The sequence below is a fragment of the Paenibacillus sp. Y859 genome (assembly GCF_056786405.1).
On record NZ_JBXCIZ010000013.1, the window covers coordinates 17,640 to 38,763 of the forward strand.

The 21,124-nt window shown below is 39.4% G+C and carries 26 protein-coding genes, 1 tRNA gene and 1 pseudogene; 4 read left to right on the forward strand and 24 right to left on the reverse strand.

The window, feature by feature from the left end:
* Nucleotides 1-148: 148 nt before the first annotated feature.
* The 4 genes and pseudogenes from AC1TO8_RS19695 to AC1TO8_RS19710 form a co-directional block, all read right to left on the reverse strand.
* Nucleotides 149-577, reverse strand: coding sequence for a hypothetical protein (locus tag AC1TO8_RS19695; protein WP_482057329.1), 429 nt, complete (start codon nucleotides 575-577; stop codon nucleotides 149-151).
* Nucleotides 578-695: 118 nt separating this feature from the next.
* Nucleotides 696-926, reverse strand: coding sequence for a hypothetical protein (locus tag AC1TO8_RS19700; RefSeq protein ID WP_482057330.1), 231 nt, complete (start codon nucleotides 924-926; stop codon nucleotides 696-698).
* Nucleotides 927-1,183: 257 nt separating this feature from the next.
* The gene (locus AC1TO8_RS19705; protein ID WP_482057331.1) at nucleotides 1,184-1,444 is read right to left on the reverse strand and encodes a hypothetical protein; all 261 of its coding nucleotides are present in this window, start codon (nucleotides 1,442-1,444) and stop codon (nucleotides 1,184-1,186) included.
* A 289-nt stretch (nucleotides 1,445-1,733) separates the two neighbouring features.
* Nucleotides 1,734-1,968 (reverse strand): annotated as a pseudogene (locus tag AC1TO8_RS19710) (MFS transporter); the annotation flags it as partial.
* 111 nt (nucleotides 1,969-2,079) lie between these two features.
* On the opposite strand from AC1TO8_RS19710, the gene AC1TO8_RS19715 reads away from it, so the two are divergent.
* The 3 genes from AC1TO8_RS19715 (at nucleotide 2,080) to AC1TO8_RS19725 (ending at nucleotide 4,158) form a co-directional block, all read left to right on the forward strand.
* Complete coding sequence (locus AC1TO8_RS19715; protein ID WP_482057332.1) at nucleotides 2,080-2,682, forward strand: TetR/AcrR family transcriptional regulator; 603 nt, start codon at nucleotides 2,080-2,082, stop codon at nucleotides 2,680-2,682.
* Between the two features lie 112 nt (nucleotides 2,683-2,794).
* Nucleotides 2,795-3,586, forward strand: a complete 792-nt coding sequence (locus AC1TO8_RS19720; RefSeq protein ID WP_482057333.1) for an SDR family NAD(P)-dependent oxidoreductase — start codon at nucleotides 2,795-2,797, stop codon at nucleotides 3,584-3,586.
* A gap of 5 nt (nucleotides 3,587-3,591) precedes the next feature.
* Nucleotides 3,592-4,158, forward strand: a complete 567-nt coding sequence (locus tag AC1TO8_RS19725) for an HXXEE domain-containing protein (RefSeq protein ID WP_482057334.1) — start codon at nucleotides 3,592-3,594, stop codon at nucleotides 4,156-4,158.
* A gap of 93 nt (nucleotides 4,159-4,251) precedes the next feature.
* Here the strand turns inward: AC1TO8_RS19725 and AC1TO8_RS19730 are convergent.
* Nucleotides 4,252-4,322, reverse strand: a tRNA-Ala gene (locus AC1TO8_RS19730).
* 69 nt (nucleotides 4,323-4,391) lie between these two features.
* On the opposite strand from AC1TO8_RS19730, the gene AC1TO8_RS19735 reads away from it, so the two are divergent.
* Complete coding sequence (locus tag AC1TO8_RS19735; protein ID WP_482057335.1) at nucleotides 4,392-4,871, forward strand: CcdC family protein; 480 nt, start codon at nucleotides 4,392-4,394, stop codon at nucleotides 4,869-4,871.
* 119 nt (nucleotides 4,872-4,990) lie between these two features.
* On the opposite strand, the gene AC1TO8_RS19740 is transcribed toward AC1TO8_RS19735, so the two are convergent.
* The 19 genes from AC1TO8_RS19740 to AC1TO8_RS19830 all read right to left on the reverse strand — a co-directional run bounded on the left by AC1TO8_RS19740 (nucleotide 4,991) and on the right by AC1TO8_RS19830 (nucleotide 21,098).
* Nucleotides 4,991-5,731: a class I SAM-dependent methyltransferase gene (locus tag AC1TO8_RS19740; protein WP_482057336.1), complete on the reverse strand. Its 741-nt coding sequence runs from the start codon at nucleotides 5,729-5,731 to the stop codon at nucleotides 4,991-4,993.
* Between the two features lie 141 nt (nucleotides 5,732-5,872).
* Nucleotides 5,873-6,475 (reverse strand): histidine phosphatase family protein, encoded by a 603-nt coding sequence (locus AC1TO8_RS19745; protein WP_482057337.1) that lies wholly within the window; start codon nucleotides 6,473-6,475, stop codon nucleotides 5,873-5,875.
* A 217-nt stretch (nucleotides 6,476-6,692) separates the two neighbouring features.
* Nucleotides 6,693-7,487 (reverse strand): Cof-type HAD-IIB family hydrolase, encoded by a 795-nt coding sequence (locus tag AC1TO8_RS19750; RefSeq protein ID WP_482057338.1) that lies wholly within the window; start codon nucleotides 7,485-7,487, stop codon nucleotides 6,693-6,695.
* A 297-nt stretch (nucleotides 7,488-7,784) separates the two neighbouring features.
* Nucleotides 7,785-8,321, reverse strand: coding sequence for a GNAT family N-acetyltransferase (locus AC1TO8_RS19755; RefSeq protein WP_482057339.1), 537 nt, complete (start codon nucleotides 8,319-8,321; stop codon nucleotides 7,785-7,787).
* 318 nt (nucleotides 8,322-8,639) lie between these two features.
* Entirely contained in the window at nucleotides 8,640-10,304 is a 1,665-nt protein-coding gene (locus AC1TO8_RS19760; RefSeq protein ID WP_482057340.1) for a M20/M25/M40 family metallo-hydrolase, read from the reverse strand.
* A gap of 491 nt (nucleotides 10,305-10,795) precedes the next feature.
* Nucleotides 10,796-10,972, reverse strand: coding sequence for a hypothetical protein (locus tag AC1TO8_RS19765; RefSeq protein WP_482057341.1), 177 nt, complete (start codon nucleotides 10,970-10,972; stop codon nucleotides 10,796-10,798).
* Nucleotides 10,973-11,116: 144 nt separating this feature from the next.
* On the reverse strand, nucleotides 11,117-11,605 hold the full coding sequence (locus AC1TO8_RS19770; RefSeq protein ID WP_482057342.1) for a shikimate kinase: 489 nt from the start codon (nucleotides 11,603-11,605) through the stop codon (nucleotides 11,117-11,119).
* Nucleotides 11,606-11,661: 56 nt separating this feature from the next.
* Nucleotides 11,662-12,150, reverse strand: a complete 489-nt coding sequence (locus AC1TO8_RS19775; protein WP_482057343.1) for an NUDIX hydrolase — start codon at nucleotides 12,148-12,150, stop codon at nucleotides 11,662-11,664.
* A gap of 335 nt (nucleotides 12,151-12,485) precedes the next feature.
* Nucleotides 12,486-13,472: a phosphotransferase gene (locus AC1TO8_RS19780; protein ID WP_482057344.1), complete on the reverse strand. Its 987-nt coding sequence runs from the start codon at nucleotides 13,470-13,472 to the stop codon at nucleotides 12,486-12,488.
* 31 nt (nucleotides 13,473-13,503) lie between these two features.
* Nucleotides 13,504-13,620, reverse strand: a complete 117-nt coding sequence (locus tag AC1TO8_RS19785) for a hypothetical protein (RefSeq protein ID WP_482057431.1) — start codon at nucleotides 13,618-13,620, stop codon at nucleotides 13,504-13,506.
* A 223-nt stretch (nucleotides 13,621-13,843) separates the two neighbouring features.
* Nucleotides 13,844-14,257, reverse strand: coding sequence for a hypothetical protein (locus tag AC1TO8_RS19790; RefSeq protein WP_482057345.1), 414 nt, complete (start codon nucleotides 14,255-14,257; stop codon nucleotides 13,844-13,846).
* A gap of 14 nt (nucleotides 14,258-14,271) precedes the next feature.
* Nucleotides 14,272-14,550: a hypothetical protein gene (locus AC1TO8_RS19795; protein WP_482057346.1), complete on the reverse strand. Its 279-nt coding sequence runs from the start codon at nucleotides 14,548-14,550 to the stop codon at nucleotides 14,272-14,274.
* A gap of 47 nt (nucleotides 14,551-14,597) precedes the next feature.
* Nucleotides 14,598-15,500, reverse strand: a complete 903-nt coding sequence (locus AC1TO8_RS19800) for a sensor histidine kinase (RefSeq protein WP_482057347.1) — start codon at nucleotides 15,498-15,500, stop codon at nucleotides 14,598-14,600.
* A 30-nt stretch (nucleotides 15,501-15,530) separates the two neighbouring features.
* Nucleotides 15,531-16,268 carry a hypothetical protein gene (locus tag AC1TO8_RS19805; RefSeq protein ID WP_482057348.1) on the reverse strand — a complete coding sequence of 246 codons (738 nt, stop codon included), beginning with the start codon at nucleotides 16,266-16,268 and terminating at the stop codon, nucleotides 15,531-15,533.
* The gene (locus AC1TO8_RS19810) at nucleotides 16,261-17,181 is read right to left on the reverse strand and encodes an ABC transporter ATP-binding protein (RefSeq protein ID WP_482057349.1); all 921 of its coding nucleotides are present in this window, start codon (nucleotides 17,179-17,181) and stop codon (nucleotides 16,261-16,263) included. The genes AC1TO8_RS19805 and AC1TO8_RS19810 overlap by 8 nt, the downstream gene beginning before the upstream one ends.
* A 100-nt stretch (nucleotides 17,182-17,281) precedes the next feature.
* Nucleotides 17,282-17,974: a response regulator transcription factor gene (locus tag AC1TO8_RS19815; protein ID WP_482057350.1), complete on the reverse strand. Its 693-nt coding sequence runs from the start codon at nucleotides 17,972-17,974 to the stop codon at nucleotides 17,282-17,284.
* Between the two features lie 340 nt (nucleotides 17,975-18,314).
* Entirely contained in the window at nucleotides 18,315-18,536 is a 222-nt protein-coding gene (locus AC1TO8_RS19820; RefSeq protein ID WP_482057351.1) for a hypothetical protein, read from the reverse strand.
* Nucleotides 18,537-18,687: 151 nt separating this feature from the next.
* Nucleotides 18,688-20,643 carry a GTP-binding protein gene (locus AC1TO8_RS19825; RefSeq protein ID WP_482057352.1) on the reverse strand — a complete coding sequence of 652 codons (1,956 nt, stop codon included), beginning with the start codon at nucleotides 20,641-20,643 and terminating at the stop codon, nucleotides 18,688-18,690.
* On the reverse strand, nucleotides 20,640-21,098 hold the full coding sequence (locus tag AC1TO8_RS19830; RefSeq protein WP_482057353.1) for an SRPBCC family protein: 459 nt from the start codon (nucleotides 21,096-21,098) through the stop codon (nucleotides 20,640-20,642). Before AC1TO8_RS19830 ends, AC1TO8_RS19825 begins: the two co-directional genes overlap by 4 nt.
* Nucleotides 21,099-21,124: the final 26 nt, after the last annotated feature.

Below are 21,124 nucleotides of genomic sequence, written 5' to 3' on the forward strand. Positions count from 1 at the left end.
CATCCATTCTTTTTTAAACTAGATACTCCCAACAGAGTATCACAATGAGGAAATTTAGGGAATATTCACTACACTAACCTGCCCGTTAGCTTAGTAAGGACTAACTTGCGGTAGCCCACAGCATGTTGAACTCTCGTATTCCGTTAGTTCAATTAAGTGGATTCAATTCTACTTTCTCATTGGGGGCAAATCCATTTTTATTATCAACAACAAATTCGCCATTAGCTCGTGGGAATTCCACATATTGAACAACCTTTTTTCCTATAACAAACACTATTAGATTAAAGCTGTCAGAGTATTTAACTAAGTCAGCTTTGGACCAATTAAAACCTAACTGTTTATTGATTATATCTTCGGCAGTGTATTGGGTAAATATATACACCATATCCCAAGAAAAGCTGGTTAGCTGTTTGAAGTCAATTGTAACCCGTTCATTGCCACTCCGCTTATTTTCAATAGCAGTGATGAGATTCTGTTGTACCATTTGTCTTTCTCCAGTTTTCTTACGGTGAATGCCGTAATACACAGTCCCAACAACTACTATAGCTAAACAAATAATTATCAAAGCCTTTTTCATAGGGTTGTATCCTCCATGTTAGCTTAATCGCTTTTTACAATCTTTAGGGAATAACCCTCGATTTTTTTCGAATAAAATTGAGGTACCATGAGAATCGAAAAAGTACAAATGGATGATGCTAACTAAATGTTACGGCTCCAAATTTAATCGTCAGTACCACAATAGCTGTCAATGAAGCTATTTTCGCATAACGAATTGCCCCCTCAGATAGTTCAGGTTCCTCTTTATACATCCATCGTTTCCCCCATAATAAACTTTCCTCAGGACAAAAATAAGTCCATAATAATAATCCATACATAGGAATCATAAAAACAATAAATATTACAATAATTCCAGCTATCTTTTCCACTACATCACGCTCCCTCTACCATACCCCAGTTCAATCAACCTTTTTTGTTATTAATATCGTAATAGAACCTGAACACTATAAGTCCAGCAATCTCAAACTCATATTACCACAATAAGGATAATTGTGTTTAGGATAAAACTGAATCAGCCATTAAGCTAAACTGCCCGTTAGTTGAACAAAGGGCTACCTCTCGGCAGCCCTCTCATTATTGAACTATAGTGTTCCGTTAGCGTAATGAGTTGTACTATGACTTGTCATTAATCCTTATTAAAATATTCACTTACCAACACTATCAAGCCAAGAACAAACAATAAAACACCCACTATGAATGGGAAACCTAAAAACAAACTCTGTACTGCTTCATTTCCATATTGTTTTGCACCGAAAATTGCATACCAAAGCTTTGATCCATTCCAACTAGTGATACTTGGGACATATAAAGCGGCGGTTAGTAAAATAGCTAAAGATATCAAGGACCCAGTAAACATAAATATTCCACCTATTATTACCTTCTTCATTAAAAATCCTCCATTCGCACTGACTAATATAGCTCACCATCACTAAAATATATAACAATGACCACAGTTAAAAGTTGCACTACACTGCCCGTTAGCTTAATACCAGTGCTTAAGTGTATACGATCATATCATTACAATAAATGCCTTTGAGCACGGTCACATCTCATCCATTATTTCGGAACCATCAATATTGGACACTCCGCATGAGTGAGGTAACGCCATTACCGGTTTTACTACCAAAAAAAATCATCGGCAAAGGATACGTTTGTCCCCCGACGGCAATCCGATTATATGCTACAGCCATCTGGTATCCTATGAGTATTGTGGAATTCTCCTTGCCAAACCGGGTTGTGGCCCTTCATGGAGCAGCCAATATAGATGGGTGCAAGACCGAGACCTACCAGAATGAATCCAATCAGTAATAGCGGAGTAGGCACTGGATAACTGGCTCCCCATAACCCTACCGTTGCTTCAACCCCACAATACAATAAAAACGTGATAAGGGTTAGTTTGACACCTCTGATGCAAAACACACCCATTCTGACCCCCTCTTGACAAAGGACTGAACATAAGACAGAATTTGAGTATATACTCAAATTAAATGTTATTCGTATTCAAAGGGAGGACATATTATTTTGCCAACAAAAGAGGTCAAGGAATCCAAGAAGGAGCTTATTCTTAAGGCAGCACTGAAGCTTTTCTCGCAAAAAGGCTTTCATGCTACCACGACCAAAGAAATCGCGAATGAGTGCGGCGTTGCGGAAGGACTTATTTTCTACTATTTCGGCGATAAACGGAAACTTTTACTCCATCTTGTGAACAATTTTTCTTTTGCGTTGCGAATACAGGAGGAGAAAGAAAAGCTTGCGCAACTGCCGCTGGAGGAAGCGCTCGTTCATTACGGGATGAGATACCTACATTTTCTGAAGGAAAATTTAGATTACATTATGCTTATTTGGTCTCCAGAAATGATTCAGGATGAAACAGTATCCCAAGGGGTGCTTCATCTGATCAAGAATATCGGTACAATTGGCAGTATCACACTTAAAAATGGAACATCAAGTGAGCAATGGGATGAAGGTTCTTATGAAGTGGCCATGATGTCGCTCACGTCATCTATTCTCGTATACTTCATTATCCGTTCCCGCTTTGGACACAACGTTTTCATGCTCGAAGAAGAGCCATACATTCGCCATCTTGTGCGTTTGCTGTTGCATGGCCTGATCGTACAACAATAGCTAAAATATAGCTGAACGCAGTTGTCTATAATGAAACAGTCCACGGCAGCCATTCTTTTTTCCTCTAATTTAAGTGAGTACTCAATTAATTATTATTCAGGAGTGAAATGATATGGGTACATTTATCGAATCATATGGCTCATGGGCCTTAATAACTGGAGCATCCTCCGGTATTGGCGCCGAATTTGCCAAGCAACTTTCAAGTCACGGGATGAATCTGGTATTGGTTGCACGCCGTGAAGACAAGCTGAATGAATTGGCACAGACTTTAGTGAAGGAGCACGGAGTAGAGATAAAAGTAGCTGCCGTTGACTTAACTCGACCAGACTTTTTAACTATGATCCTTGCTGTAACAGATATGCTTGAAATCGGCTTATTAGTCAACTGCGCAGGATTCAGCATCACGGGAGCATTTTTGAATAACGATATACAGAAAGAATTGGATATGCTACATGTCAATTGTCGAGCGCCTGTTCTATTGGCCTATACGTTCGGCAAGCATATGGCTGTTCGAAAGCGCGGAGGTATTGTGTTCGTTTCGTCCAGTGTCGCTTTCAGTTCTGTGCCTTACTGGACGCATTATTCCGCTACGAAAGTTCACAACGCTTTTTTGGGAGAAGGTCTGTCATACGAATTGAAACATGAGGGAATCGATGTGCTAACCGTATGTCCTGGGGCAACGAAGACAGAATTTCAAGAGGTTGCAGGCATTAGAGACGTTGGAGCCATGAGTGCGTCATCCGTCGTCACAGCAGCCATACGCAACCTTGGAAAAAAAACGTTCATTGTCCCAGGATGGCATAATCGATTCTTATATGCAGGCGTCAGTAAGCTTCTGCCCAAGAGGTTGAAGCTACATTTCTTCGCCTACGTTATCCGCACAATGCAAACGAAAGAAAGGTGATGATAATGTTATGGTACATAAATGGACTTATCGGCATAGAAACCTTGATATGGTTGCTGCCCATCATATTTTTCATTCATGACGGAGAAGAAATTGTGACGATAGAGAAGTGTCTGAGGGTAAATAAGGACAATCCTTTTTTAGCTATGGAAAACCGCCTGATTAATTGGGAAAAGCGCATCACATTTCAATTTACGTTTGCGGTATTGCTGCTCGGTTCGTTCCTTAGTTTAATAACATACTTGGCTATAAAAGATTTCGACAGTAACGGCAAACTAAATATGCTGTTTGTTGGAATCGTTGCCGTGATTTTGCTGGATGGTATTAAACATGTTGGGGTGACCATTGCATTAAAAATGTACTCTCCAGGTGTCATCACAGCATCGTTACTTGAAATCCCTTATTCCACGTATACCCTTTATAGATTATTCGACGCAGCAGTGATAGATGTAGTGACGGTTCTGATAGGTACTGTTATCGCGCTACCACTCATCCTTTTCTTGGCATGGTTCGGTCTTACACTTGGAAGAATGGTTGCACCGCGTCAACAAGAGTCTAAGCGTGTAATTTGACCAAATATTGAGATCATTCATAAATGTAAACTTATCTTATAACCCTGCCATATCGTAGAGATAATATCCATAACCGCACCTTCCAAAACCATTTAGGAAAGGGGGATCAAACCCCTGACCTCTATACTGCCAGTGTAGCGCTCTGCCAGCTGAGCAATGACCCCGTGCAAATTGGGTGCAAACGAAAAAAAAGACTTAATCGTCTAACAATAAGCGAACAAGGAGAATGAAAAGTGAACGGATTAACCATTTATGGATTCATGGTTGTGATTTTAGGGTTAGTATTTTGGAGGCGCACTAGGGCGATGTTTCGCCCGATTCAAGGGTCGGGGATCAAAATTTTGCTCCCGATACTCTATTTATTTCCGGTGATTTCTATGTTTTCACAACTTCCATTCCACTTGAAAATTAGGGAAATTGGCGTAGCATCTTTGATCGGGGTATTACTGTCAGTTCCTCTTATGTTGACTACCAACTATGAAATTCGTCAGGACGGACAGATTTATGCGCAAAAAAATAAATCCTTTTTTATCGTTTTGATTGCAGTTGTGGTGATTCGATTCGTAGCAAGACAGTATTTTTCTGGCATGGATCCAACAAGTCTAGGTATGCTTTTCTTTATAGTTGCTTTTAGCTATGTAGTACCTTGGAGAATTGCTTCTTTTATTAAATTTAGAAAGGTAAAACTGTTACATTCGCAAATTCAAGTTTAGGTATTGAAGAAAGTATAGGTAAAGCATTTCCCTCTTGTGACAAGGCACTTCCAAATGTAGGCAGCCTGTTGTTATTGTGCTATTGTTCCCGTTAGTTCAGTGGAAATGATTTCAAAATGTTATGTAGAACATTCAATTACATAAAAAAAGGTGCCTTCTCCATAGCCATCTTCCACTCCATGAACAACTATATGTTGGAACCCATTAGACTTGATTATATCTTCAAATTCTTCTAGAACGTAAAGACGAAGAGGGAAATCCATTATTTCCGTTTTTTCAATTTGTCCATTTATAACCGATTGATATTTAAACTTGGTAGTCAGCATACTCTCTTCCTCGTTATACTGAGCTTTTTTGTATGTGATAATCCATTCATTATCAAACTGTTTCCTTTCCGTTTCTACCCATTCAGGAAACTCTTCGATTCCACCGTGTTTTAACATAATCGTTAAAAGCAGTTTCCCATTACTTTTAAGGACAGATTTCAAATTATAGAGACTCTTGTCAACCAACGCATCAGGCAAAAGAGAAAATGAACCAAACGGGATTATGATTAGATCATATGTATGATTCCCTTCGTACTCTTCTATTTTTTCATACCATACATTTGGCTTAAGATTTAGTTTCTCACCTTTTGATTTACATACCTTAAGCATTTCTTCTGAAATATCAAACCCTTCAATACTAATTCCTTTTTGCATAAAAGGGATAAGCATTCTACCGTTTCCGCACATTGGTTCCAACACTTTCATATTCTCGTCTTCAACAAAAGAAAGGTAGAAATCCAGTTCTTTTCCTTCAGAATATGATTTACTACTTTCATACAATTTTGTAGAAAGTTCTCCATAGTAATCAGACATATACTTTCTCCTCATAATCTTTTATTTGGTGAGTTATTCCATACACAAATCAAATCTCCTGCCCTTAGCTTAATGTAATGAGAAGGCTACCGTAACACCTGCTCATCAATGTGTATCATTCAACTATCGTGTCCCGTTAGCTTAACAATGTAAGTGGGTAATGTTTGCAAAATCGAATAATATAAATCCATTAGCAACACATCTAATTTTAGTTATAGAGCATTCTGCAACCAAATTACTTTGTTCATTTATAAAATTCAGGTGTTTATTATCCAGCTCTTCTTGAGAGAATTCATTTACCAAAAAGTCTGTAATCAATCCGCCATGAGTGACTACAACAATACTTTCCTGTGGATATTGAACGGATAGTTCTATTAAGCATGAACATAATCGCTCACCAGCCTTTCTTGCGGAATCTCCGGTGGGAGGCAAAAAGTCTCTTTCCCTCGTACACCGATTCCACATTTCAACAAACTCCTGAAAAGTCTGTCCTGGTATGTCTCCCCAATTAGCACGCTCTCGTAGGCGAATATCCTCCAAAATCGGTACACTTGTTGCTTTTCCAATAATGTGAGCGGTTTGTTTTGCTCTGTTAAGCGGACTACTGAATATTCTAGATATAGGCACTTTTTCAAAATGGCTTGCTGTCATATGTGCTTGCTCTAAACCTTCAGCTGAAATGGAGACATCACCAACATCTTTTTCTTTTACTGCATGTCTAACAAGGTAAAAATCAGTGATCATATTCACCACTCCCGCCTTTAAATTTAACAACCGTCTAATTAGATGTGCGCTTAATTAGATAATACAATACTTCTGAATATTTAGAAAGATAAATTAAACTAAACTAAACTAAACTGCCCGTTAGCTGAGCGGATTTCCAGCAATGCAAAACAAGCGATGGATCGGCTTCACCGCTGTGCTATCGTGTTCCTTTAGTTGAATCAATATCAGCTTGTGTTCACAGCACAAATTTCTCAAGAGCAACTGCAACACCATCATTATCATTTGATTCGGTAATGTGTTTTTCACAATTTTTCAGCTCAATTATCGCGTTTTCCATAGCGATCGGAAATCCGCACTTATGGAATAGTCCTAAATCATTAAAGTCATCTCCGAATACCATTACATTTTCTGCCTTCACCCCAATATCATTAAGCACCCATTGCACGCCATCTTCCTTTGAGGCTGATTTGTGCATGATTTGAACCAATACTCCTCCATCGGTTGCGATTACGTTCACATGGTCGCCGAATTGCTCGATAACATCCCTCCATGAGCTGTAACCATGAACCAATATTTTGGTCGGGGAGAGTGAACTAATAATATCCTTATCAACTACCAGGGGTTTAGGATCATTTAAACGGATACCGAAATGACCAAGTTGCGAGTCGGGAATTGGTGTACACGTATACCATGAGTCATTGACCTCGTATGAAATTAACGATTGAGGTGCCTGTAACTCGATGAAATTGTTAATCTGTTGGCTAATCTCCATTGGGATACTAATGTGCCGCTGAGTTTGCTTAGACTTGCATGTCATTAGAGCACCATTGTAATAAACCAAGTAGTCTACAAAAGGAAAATTCTTTACAAATTGATTAGCCGCTCTAGGCGGTCGCGCAGTGGCAACAATAATATGAATTCCAGAATCATAACATCTTTTAACAGTCTTATAATTTCTAGGTGATATGGATTTGTCACTGCCGAGCAATGTTCCGTCCAAGTCTAATACAATTGCCTGTATGTCCGACATATGCATCTCTCCTCACAAGTAATTCTTCCAATATTAACCTAATTTCAGAAGAGATGCTAGACTCACTATTGAATTAATCTGCCCGTTACTTCAATAGAAAAGAGGAGCAGATACCTCGGCAGGTCTACTCCTTATTTGTTTAACTCTCGTGTCCCGTTAGTTCAATGGAGCAGTCCCTTTGGCAGTGAGATAGTTGAGAATTATATCGATTTCTTACATTCGCTAATATCGCAAATAGTAGATAATTTCTATCTGTCCAGTATCTTTTTCGAGCCTCTATTCCCCAATGTATCCGACTTAATTATTGAATTTAAAAACTTTGGAGAATCCGACATCATTCAGTTCTTTATCTTCTTCAGTAAATTGATTATTTGTATACCCAGATAATGTTTTTCTCCAGAAACTTATAGTGTTCAAATTCTTATCCGTTGGTGTAGTAAAAAGCATCCATTTTCCTCGATGTAAATTGAAGACTTCTCTTACGCTGTTTTCGCCTATTCCTTTACCTCTATAAGGTCTTAGAATAAATATTTCGTTTATCATAAAGTCACAATTATCAAACAAATAGGGTGGCGTTGTAACCAAGATAAATCCTGCTGGTAATCCATCGACTTTTATTAGATAAGGAAACAGAACCCCCTCTTTTTCCCACCATATATCAAATACAGGTATTTGTTGTTCAAGTGTATGATATTTGTCATCATCCTCGAAAACACCATATTTATTGGGCAGTTCATTCCGAATTTCGGCTAAATCGTGTAAGTACAGCGGGTACAGGTTATTGATGATAAATTTGTTTTTACGTTCGCACAATTCGATTGTTAGATTATTCATAATATCCCCCTATGAAATTGACCCTCTAAGAATACCGTCCATTCATTACCATATTAGGGCGGCGAGAGAACTAAAACAAGGGTATATTTCATTTAATTTGTTTTGTATTGAAGTTTGAATTATCCTGCACGTTAGCTCAATGGCACCGCCAGTAGAATGCCTTATTGTCTCACTATCATTCTTTCTATTTCCTTTTGGAACTCAAATCAGTTTAGGTAATCAGTTGCATTATCTCCATCCCAAATACTAAAATTGACCTTCTGCCCGGTCTTCACTCGGATTCCTCTTCTATGCCCAACCCTTAAAGCGTTAGGCAGATCAACAGCCAGTATTCCTTCTACAAAACACTGGATATATTAGAGAGAACACTAACCCTGAAGCTGTCATTAGTATTCCTGCTAAATCGAGCGTCATCATATCATTCACGAGCCGGATCATCGGTGTTAATAAAATAAAACCTGCCGTCGCAAATACAGCCGATATCCATGTCCATGCACCCTCACGATTCCGGAAGGACAGGTTTATGCCGATCAAGCTAAATATAAGAGGCCATGTGAATAAATAGCTACCGCCAGTCAGATAAAACGTAGTCACAATGCAGAGTAAAAGCCATAGGAACAATGCGCCGATCCAAAGATTCTCTGTACGAATATAGTTTGAAATTAAACGTATGAGGAGGAAAGATATAGCGATCGTCAAGATCAATAATCCCAGGAGATAGTACAAACTAATTTGAGAATTTAGCAGTAAAGAAATATATTCATCTTCGGATACGTTTGTCTTTAATACGTTCCATAAAAGCGTAATAACACCGTATATAATTCCTAAACTCAGCAAGGTAATCAGGAATCCACCTGTCATCCCTTTCAGATGAATACGACCTCTGCGCATTCCGTGCCACACGGTTATGGCAAATAACAGCGCACCTAATGTCATGAACCATATCGCCCAAGACTCTGGATAACTAACCACATTCCAACCGATAACGTTAAAATACACCCGGTCTTCTTGTTCCACTTGAGTCAGATCCAAACTTCCAAAGTGTCGAGTCAAGCTAAGCATATATTCCCCATGATGCTGCAGGCTGGCTTGATCCAGATTTTCCGGTGTATCGATTGGCTGGTGATAAGCGTCTAGCCCCGATCCAAAGGCAAAGTTTAGTCCCGCTAATCCTCCCTCACGGAACATCGTCAGGTCTGTATCATTAGGCATTAGTTTATACACATTATAGAGCAGTGAATAAGCAAGCGGTTGTGGGGCTGCCTTCAAAAACTCTTTTATCATCCAGCCATTCTGCTCACTCGTCTCAAACATAAACGACTCACCTTTGTTCCCGCGCGCTTCAAAATTAAGCACGAGTCCAACGTCTTTAGCCCATGGATGGTCATCCGTAAAGGCTTTTGCTCCCAGCAATCCTGCTTCCTCTCCATCTGACATGAGCAAAATGACATCATTCTTTAGCGGCCCAGACACTTGTAAAGCACGCACCGTCTCCAACATAGCAGCAATAGCCGCACCATCATCTGCCGCTCCCGGGCTAGTAGGTACAGAATCATAGTGACCTGCAATCATGACCGCTTTACTATTATCGGTGCCTGGAATTCTCGTAATAATATTTTCAATATTTCCGGTTGATTTATGCCCACTCCATTCGTTTGTTACAAAGGCCTTCTGAACTTCAGGACTTAAACCAAGTCCTTCAAGCTCTGATTTGAGATAATCACGCACTTTATCATGCTCAGGTGTTTCAATAGGATGAGGTTCCTTGGCGATCACTTGGAGCTTCTCCATCGCACGTGCCGCTGAGAACGAATCTGGCGGTGCATTCAAATCCGCAGGCTCTGGAGCTTTAATTTGCAGTAGGCCTATTAGAATAGCACCAACTATGATGATTGGTATACCGATTCTATTTACCCATTTTGTTGTTGTGTATTTCACTTGATGTTGTTCTCGGATGAGTTGTTCAAATTGATGATGGTTCATAGCTCTTCTCCCAACCTCTCTAAATTCCTCTACTTAAGTGTGCAGATGCCTCTACCTTATACCACTTGTACGTTTCGGATATCTTAACGATACTGCCCGTTAGTCGTAATGGACGAGGGATTGCTCGACCATCGAATGTGAACTTCTACTAATCATTAGATAAGAAAATAAACTAAAGTTACACCAATGATTAGTACAATAATTGAAGCAATATATTGTTTCGAACCCTTTAGATACTTCCTTTCTTTCAGTTTCAACTAGCCATATTCTTAAAATCAAATGAGAAAAGCCGAGGAGTATACAAATTAATCCAATTTTACCACTCATTAAATTTCCCCTTACAAATTAGAAGTTTATTTCACAAACCTGCCAGTTAGTTGAACAAACGCTGGAACGTAATAGCCAACTACATAACTCTACTGAATCTAACCTCATTAATTTATTTTTTTTCTTAGTTCCATAAAGTGTGTAAGGTTACTTTTTTCAAGTGCTCAGAACTTATTAGTTAACCTCTTGTAGTGCTTATCTATAGAAAGGATAATAACATGTAGAATTGTAATTAAGGATGCCATCTGTAATGCTTTTAAAAAACTAATTCCTATAAAATAATAGCTCATAAGCAAAATAGCAATAAAATAAATACCCACACCTAGAATTTGTTTAAACATATTTAGAATCCCTCCTAGCTTTCAAGATTATCATTTATTGCTCCTTCGTTATTGAACTAAACTGCCCGTTAGCTGAGCGGATTTCCAGCAATGCAAAACAAGCGATGGATCGGTTCCACCGCTGTGCTATCGTGTCCCTTTAGCTTAATCATTCTCATGCCCTTTTTGTATTAGTTCAATAATTTCACCTACACATTGTTCTATATCCTTATTAGAGCAATCAAGGGTTTTATCGCTGTACTTTATGTATAAAGGTACTCTTTCCTCATAAACGTCCTTAAGACTATTGCCTTTCTTTATAACAATCCCTCTGGTTGTTACGTTTATTAGTCTCTTTTCAATATCTTCAAATGAAACATCTAAATAAATGACCTGACCGTATTGTTTAAGGGCAGTCATAGCCTTTTCAGAATATATAACGCTTCCACCTGTCGATATAATGCAGTTTTTTAGTTGAAGTTCCAACACAGTTTCTTCTTCGATCTGCATAAATTTTTCGATGCCGTCATTATCAATAATTTCTTGCAATAACCTACCTTTGTGTTGCTGAATGACGATATCCGTATCCACGTAATTCATTCCAATAGCTTTAGCGAGTAATACACCTAAAGTGCTTTTTCCAGAACCTGACATACCTACGAGAACTATATTCATATTCTCCCTCACTTTTTCCCATTGCCCTCATAGAACTAAACATGCCTATGAAGTTTGACGTTACATTCTGACGTTGTCGCAGGGACAAACTCTATATAATTCACAGAGCCGTTAAAGTTCAAATAGGCTTCATAACGCATGCGGATTGCGGGTAAAGTAATCATATCCAGAACATTTCCCTTTGGAACCCACCTGCAATCACTCGTTTCATCAGAAGTAGCTAACTCTCCACCCACAGCTTTGCACACGAAATCAAACATGACCTTCGTAGGAACATCAGTCACACCGTCATACCACTTATGGATCGCTGTATTCGAAACAACACTAATTAAATGGCTAACAGTAGCCTCTATTCCACTTTCCTCTTTGATTTCACGAATTACGCCATCAATCAGGTTTTCTCCAACTTCAGTTATCCCACCAGGATACACCCAACCATCGTCATGGGCTTTTACTAATAGGATATTTCCATTTCCATCTTCTACAATTCCGCCTGCCGATACAATATGTGTCGGAAATGCCATTTCAAGACCTCCTAATACGGTATAGTTGTATATATATTCCACATAGTTCCTGTACTTTCCTGCTTCGTGAATTCATATGCTTGAATATACTCACGAAACGATTGAACTATCATGTCCGTCAGCTTAACAACAAAGCACTAACATTTGTCTGATTAAGATAGTAGGCTTCCCACGATTACCAACCAAATTTTGAATAAGACTAGAGCAATCGAACCGAGAATTGCAAATGTTGATCGAGAGGCTGATCTGCAATTTTCATAATCCTCCTTAATCCTTGGAACCCGAACTGTTATGTATTTATGTATATTCTTTTCCTCTTCATTGTATTGTGTTATCTAAATATTTCCTAACAAAGCGGACATATTTTTTTGACTTTCAGCAAGCCAAATCATTTCCTTTGCGAAGCGAGCTGGCGGCACACTATGTTGATCCATGTTAGTATTAATCCACCATGTGCTTTCCATATACCACAACAATTGTAATGAAACTGTTAAATAACCCTCTACCACGTTGCGTTCCTCACTGTACCCTTCCATAAATGCCGAAGCCAGCGAGACATCTAAATTATCATCTAAGGCACATGACATCACAGCACGAGCAACATCAAGTTGCGGAAAGTCATACTTTAGTCGATCAAAATCTAGAATTGCAGTTAATCCGTTATCATTAAATAAAAGATTATCTACCCAGAGGTCACGATGTGCCCATCCTGTATGAAGTAAATCGAGTATTTCCATATTCATTTCTTCAGTAGCTTTAAATTGAGATTCTATATCAACAAGCAACTCAGTTTTACCAACTTCCTTAGTCTTTTCCCAGACTGAGTTCCAATGTGCTAAACGCTCCTCTCGGCTAGGAGGAATAAATTGCGGACTCTCTTTAATGCCAAGTGTCCCGTCATTTAACAATCGATGCATTTTTCCTGTTGCTCGACCTAAATCGTATATTTGATGGACATTGGTTTTACCTGGAGAAATTAGTTTTCCCTGGCAATATTCCATCACCATGAAGAGTTCTCCATTATCAGATTCAAGCAAAATACTTTCATTCTGTGATAACACTTTGGGGCACGCTAGTCCTTGGTCATACAATCTAATCTGTTGAGAGAATGCAAACAATAGCTCCTCTGGCTTATATAATTTATATCTTTCTTTGTTGTACTGTTTAAGTAAAAATTCCCCTGCATCAGTCGTAACTTTCCATTTTAAGTTTAACCATCCTCGTTTTATTGAAGTAGTTTCAATTACATTCAAACCGAATAAACGATGAAATGTTTTCATTATGTCATCCAAGATCATTTCCTCTGTTAATATTGTCTCCATTTGGTCAACTCCTAGTTATTCCGTATACACCCTAGCTGCTGTGATGTCGTTTACCAAGGCCCTCCGATATTGAACGAAGTGGTACATAGACTGATTCATCAATGATTTTCGGTGCTGCACTGCTTTGAACGATATTGCCATGAATAATGACTTTAGGAGCTACTGTTGCTGCAAAGCCCCTGCGCTAAATACGGATGTAAGCAGAACCCCAGCAAGTCCTATTTTGACGATACGTTTCATTCGTTCTCCTCCAATCGTGTATTATGATAAATTAGACGCATGTTTCCCTGTCTGTTAGTTGAGAAAAGGCTACCGTGCAGCAGCACTTCTGGCACTAAACTTTCGTTCTCCGTGAGCTGAACAAGACAATGTTATTCATAATGTTTCCCTTCATCTGGAAACTTGCCTCCTGGTGGTACCCAAACACTTTGGTAAATATTTTCTTCATTTACTACTGAATAGGTATAAGTCCAACCTTTTTCATTTTTAAAACTAACTTCTAAGTGATAAGGGTTATATTGTCTACCTACTTGTCGACTAATTTTCCACTCTTGATTAGGGTACCTTTCCTCCAAATATTGATTAAGTTGTTCTGTTTTTTTTGATACTTGATAATCAATCCAATAGGGACGAATAGCAAAAAATAAAAGCAATAGTACAGTTAACGAATATGCCATAATTAATCCAATTTTCCTAACCTTATTTGGTAAATGTAATGCTATAACAAAAATAATAATGACAAATACAACCGACGCTGTGATTTCTATTACTGTTATTGGATGCAATAACATCCCCCCTCTTATTTATCAAACTTAACATTTATAAACCATTTTACAGACCCGTATTTTAATCCACTAAACAGCCCGTTAGTCATACATGCAGCGCAAGCGCCGCCGCGATTTCGGTCGAAACTGCATGGCCTCCGAGTTGTGACAATACCATCCATGGCAAAATATAAGGCTGAGGTTCCCCCAAAAAGAATCGTAGCGGCTTCCTCATAGTTCGCATTCGTTGGTTTTATGACTACCGAGGCATTTTCAGGCATACATATGAACTCAGCATGAGCACCAAGTCTCATCCCTGTTAATGAAAAAACTTGATAAGTGGACCTTTTCCATTTGATACCTATTCCCCAAAAGCGAACACCAACTGAAACTCCCCATTCACAAGAACGGCTTCAATGCTTCCCTTTTGTTTCTCTACCAATTGCTTCACGATGGATAAGCCGAGTCCAAGCTGGCCGTTTGCTCTGGAGGGATCACGGGTATACGTTCGCTCGAATAGCTTGGGAAGATCCTGTTCATGGATTTGATCAGTATCATTTGCGAAGATGATCATCACTTTGTGATCTTGTTCGAATAGAGAGATCGTAAGCTGGCTTGTAGCATATCGGAGAATGTTCTGCAATACATTAGAAAATATACGAATCATTGCTTTTTCTTCCAACAAATGGGTTCGCACCGTTTCATCCAAGTTCAACTCAACTGTAATGTTCTTACGCTCCAAATCGTTATGGAATGCAAGAATCACTTCACTAAGTAAGTTGTAGAGATAGATGGATTGTAACTCTAAGGGGTAGTCTCCGGATTCCAAACTTGATAATTCATAGAACGATTCTACCATGTTGTTCATTACAGCCATTTTATGTAGGATAATATCCAGAATCTCATGGCGATCCGCTTCCGGAACCGACGGGTCTTTAAGCAAATTTGCGTAACCCTGCATGGAAGTGAGAGGTGTCCGTAAATCATGAGAGATGTTGGCGATTTCTTGCTTGATGATACGCTCTCTGGATAAGTGGCTTACCCGTTCCTTTTGGCGCTGTTCGATCTGCTGGTTGATCGCAACTACTAGTTGTTCCATTTCATGTCCTGGAAGGGGCATCTTTACGTTGATGTTATGAGTGGGGTGATTGTCGATATCCATAAGTTGCTTTCGTACTTTTGCAATGCTCTGACGCTGCAGTAGATAGGGAATAAGAAACACAGCAGCGAGCAACGCAGTAGAAATAATGAGAGTTTGTTGCATGTTTCTTATTCCTCCTTAGCTTAATAGTGATTAGAACTCTTGTTTTTTGAACAGGTGTAATCCAAGCAAATAAAAGACCACTGTGTATATTCCACCAACCGCCCACGGTTCCCAAACGGCATAGGACAACTCTCCGTAAGCATTGAATAGATAATGCAAAGGTTGATGCTTATATATCCACGGTGCCCATGTGAGTCGGCCTTGCAAGTTTCCTAGAACATAATACGGAAGTAAGTAGATGAGCAGGAACGCGATAACAAGATGCGAGCTCTTTCTCATTATGGATGCCAGACAGAAATATGTGGTTACACCAGCAATCATGATGGGCAACATGTTAATTAATGTCGCTAAATAATCTATTAATGCATTCTCGTCATTCCTATTTAATAGGCTAGATCCTAGCAGAATGGAAATACCAACTAACACCAGAGAGAACACCATGAATCCAGCTATCGTTACGAGCAGTTTTCCGGTATAAATGGTTTGCCTGCTGTAGCCGTAAGCTAGTGTATTCTTAAGCACATTACGGTCTTCCCCCATTAGAATAACAGGAAATATGAAGAGCAAGATGAATACAAGCCACATCATGCCGAGGACGTTGCTGTAAAGGAATCTTTCATTTGCATATGGAAAACTAGGGTCAATCTGATCGAATACCCCCAATATGATTGTGGCTGCAACCATGAGCAGAATGTATATCAATCCCGATAAATAATAACTTCTGGTACGTATCCAACGATACTGCTCACCTCTCAAGACATTAAGCATTTCGTTCACCTCCAAGTAGACTTAGATAGTAATCTTCCAAGTCCTCTCCCTTAATGTTAATCGAGATCACGGCAATATTGTGGTCATGAAGTACACGATTAATCTGATCGGTCATATCCAAACCACCGAACAGCTGAATGTGGTGATTGGGCAGAATTTGATAGGGAATATCCGGAAAGTATTTTTCCAGAATCGGTGCAGCTTGCCTACTGTCCCTCACAACCAGTTCGATGGTCTTCCGAGTCTTATTAAGCAGTTCCTCTGCCGTTAATTCTTGGATTATTCGTCCCTGATCAATAAAGATATATCGGGTCGCAATACTTTGCAGTTCAGACAACACATGGCTAGAAATGAGCATCGTCACATTTTTTTCGCGATTTAAACGTTGAAGGAGTTGGCGGATTTCAGCCTTTCCTTCCGGGTCTAAGCCGTTCGTCGGTTCATCCAGGATGAGAAACGTGGGATGTGTCATCAAGGCCAACGCCAACCCCAGCCGCTGCTTCATCCCCATGGAAAATGACTTGAATTTCTTCTTGCCCGTATCCATAAGATTCACTTCGCGCAGTGCCTGATCGATCGAGGATTTACCCGCTATACCCCGTTGTTGACGATAATACTCCAAGTTCTGTCGTGCCGTGAAGTCTTGGAAAAAAGCAGGTTCTTCAATGATTGCACCCATCTTCCGGCGTTCTTGTCTCACCTCGACCCTGTCACTTTTTCCGTAAAAAGAGATCGTACCCTTAGTCTGAAAAACCTGTTCGGTAATACATTTGAATAAGGTTGTTTTGCCTGCTCCATTCTTGCCAATCACGGCACAGATGTCACCTGCAGCAATGTTCAGATGAACATCTTGAAGCGCATAAAAATCTCCATATGTTTTGCTTAGCGACTCAATTTCTAACATACAATTCATTATCGTTAAATCCCCCTTGCTCTTGTGATAAATTCATTGTATCGTGGTCCGTTTTAATTAGCCTTAAGCAAAACCTAAAGAAAACCTAAAGTAACTGAAACTAACCAATTTTAAAGCCGATCCCCCATATGGTCCGGATGTATTCCTCTTCGGTAAGAGTGGCTATCTTGGCACGTAGATTGCTGATGTGAACATTAATTGTATTGTCATCACCCAGATAAGTACCCTGCCAGATGTTCGAATAAATCTCGCTTTTCGAAAAAATCTTATCAGCCCTCGACAGGAGTAACGCCAGAATATCAAATTCATAATTGGTTAAGGTCAACAGTTGGCCTGCTAAGGTAACTTCATGCCTATCCCTATTCATGATCAATTCACGAACTTGCATGATCCCTTCGCTATTGTTCGTTGTATGTACATAGTGAAGACGTCTGAGTTGCGCCTCAACCCGGGCCAAGACCTCCTCTGGTTCAAAAGGTTTGGTAATATAGTCATCTGCACCTAACCGCAGCAGCATAACTTTATCTTCAAGCGTACTTTTCGCAGAAATGACAATGATCGGTATCGTGAATTGTTTCCGAATCTCTGCAATCAACGTCTCCCCCGGTATTCCAGGCAGCATCAAATCTATCAGCACCATTTGGTACTCTTCCAGTGACAGCCTGAGTGAAGCTTCACTTCCAGAGAACGCAGGAACGGTGATAATCCCTACATCCGCAAGAATACGGCACAACAAACGATTGATATCTGCATCATCTTCTACCACTAATACTTTTATATTTGAGTAATCCACTATTGTCTACCTCCAACTATTATCATTAAATATTCGTCATAACACCTCATATATTCACACTATGTAAATTATCGAACTATACATCAGCAAGCACCCAATAATAATCATGGGTACATTTATCAACATAGGGAGCTAGAGGAGCAGTGTACCTACCTTTTATATCTATTTCTTTTCTTTAACCCATTCTTTATATTCTGGTAAAGTGTATTCGTCAGTTTTTACGACTGTCCAATGATTTTCCTTATGTTCTAAGAAGAGTTTTATTAAATAATCCCCTCCTGACTCATCGAAATCATCCCTCAAATATATAATACTACCATGAACAAGAATTACCATTTCGTTATCGTTGATAGTTTTTATTTTGATTTAAGGACTCAACCTCATCTTTCTCAATATTAATTCCTTGCTTACGGTCAATATTATCTTTTAGCTTTGGATACTTATCCCACAGAATATTTATATCCTTGTTAACTACGGCTTGTGTTCTATAGTACATATACTCTCTTGCAGGCTTCGAATATTTCACCCAATCTGATGGTTCTGGCTCTACAAAACCTTCCATATCTGCTTTTGTACTAATGTTTTCTGTTTGAGTTGTATTTTGTTGACACCCTATTAAAGATAACTCGTCAAGCTGGTTACGATTATGCTCGTGATAACATTCGTGTCAACGGATTGAGGGTAAAATAGTTTCGTCGATATCATTGAAATATTTATATCCCATGCATCATCCCTTTCGCCTCTTCCCAACTCACCGTATAGCCTTGACCCTTAGCACAAAAAATAGACGATGAAATATATTCTGCATCTCCATCCTTATTGTATCCGATCCTACTAATAACCTCTTCTTCGTTATGACAGACATCATATCCGGCAAAAGTTAAGCTCAGCGAGCCTTTCCCTTGAGTGAATGAGGACAACTTACTATTGTAATCCACAAATGTAGCCACAGGTACCGTTCCCGTAAGTACAGTTTTATAGCCATCACTTTGTGGAGGATCGAAACTTCCATGCGCCTGCTGAATATCTGACAGGACACGACCCATTTGGTCCAATTCAACTTTTATTTTAAAATAATAATAAGGCTCGAGAAGGCTATTGTCAGCTTGTTCCAGACCCTGTCTCAAGGCTCTATATGTTGCTTCCCTGAAATCACCACCCGATGTGTGCTTATTATGAGCCCTTCCCGTCAACAGAGTCACAACAACGTCCGTTAACGGTGATCCTGTTAGCAAACCATGATGTTCCCGTTCAAAGAGGTGATGCCGAATTAAATTCTGGTTACCGACAGACAAATCATCAGCATGGCACGTATTTTCGAACCGAATTCCACTGTTTCTCTCACCCGGTCGTAATTGGATATGCACCTCAGCATAATGGCCTAAGGGTTCAAAATGACCATAACCGACCACCTCTGAAGCAATCGTTTCCTTATATAGAATTTCCGGTTGCTCGAATTTAACATTTAAGTTAAACCGTTCCTTGACGATTTGCTGTAATACTTCAAGCTGAATTTTCCCCATTACATGAAGTTGGATTTCCTGTAAGCTTTCTTCCCAGATCACATTCAGAGAAGGATCTTCAGCATTCAACATTTTAAAATAGGGTAAAGCTTCTTTCACATGGACTGTAGGTTCAAAAATGATCTTAGATTTTAAAGTCGGTACCATTTCGTGGATCGTTCTTTCTTTCAAAGTACCTAGACCGTCACCAACAGTGGTCATAGATAAGCCAATAACGGCAAATAGCTCTCCCGCTTCAACCTGATCCACCGCTTTATACTCGCGTCCGTTATACACACGGATTTGTGTGATTTTCTCAGTTACCATGTTCTCTACATCACCATAATTTAGCGAATCTCTTACTTTTAGTGACCCACTCAATGCTTTGATATAAGTAATTCTTGCTCCATGATCATCATGACGAATACGATAGACACGACCAGCAAAGGCCCCCTCACTTGAATAATCGGTTACCGTGAGCAGATCCAACTTCTGTAGAAATTCATCTACACCCATTCCTTGAAGAGCAGAACCAGATGCATAAGGGAATATGTCGTGCTCTTGAATCAAGCGTTTCATCGTATTTAGCCATAGATCCTTACTGTAGCCATTCTCCATATAATGTTCCAGTAGAGCTTCATCGCGTTCTGCGATAAAATCAACTAGTTCCTCGCTCATTCCGCCATTTTCAAACAGAGAATCCGTTATATTACATATATCTTTTGTGAAATTCGTCTGAATATCTTGCACTACTTGATGAACATCAGCACCTACCCGGTCCGTTTTATTAATAAAAAAGAAGCAAGGGATCTGATATTTATGCAGAAGCTCCCACACGATCTCGGTCTGGCTTTCGATTCCTTCCACCGCACTAATCAAGATGATCGCAATATCCATTGCCTGAATTGCCCGTTCCATCTCGGGTGAGAAATCAATATGTCCTGGTGTATCGATCAGATAATAATTAGAATCACCGTAGGTGAACATCCCCTGATCAGAGAACACCGTAATACCCCGTTGCTGCTCGATTTGATGGCTATCCAAAAATGAACTCTTATGATCTACTCGGCCACGCTGTTTAATACTCTTTGTACCATATAATAGTTGCTCCGAGAAGGTTGTCTTCCCGGCATCAACATGCGCTAGTATTCCAATAGTTTTGTTCATCGTTTCCGAAACTCTGATTCAGCGACCACTTTTACTTTCTCTCTAAATTTAACAACAACCTTATCACTAGCAAATATTAGGAACAGCTTCAAGAACCACTTCAATGGATTATTGGTTACGGTATATCTTAATTTTGTATTGTTAACATCTACGCGATGCAATTCATACAATCCAGTAATCTCAAATAAGTTCGCCAATGTAAATCCTACCTTTAATCTCTTATCGTTCAGAGTATTTGAATATACTAGCGTATGGACATCGTACTCTTCAATGCGTTTGCCTTCTTTGTAATGTTGACGGTATACACTACCGACAAATTCTTCAGTAATCTTGACTGGTTTATTCTCCACAACTTGTGGCATGATCTTCTGCATCTGTTCTAACGAACCATTTAGATACGACCATACATGTTCTATTGGCGTATTTATCTCAATTTCCTTCGACCATTGCCTCAATATTATTACCCCTAACTTATTAATTC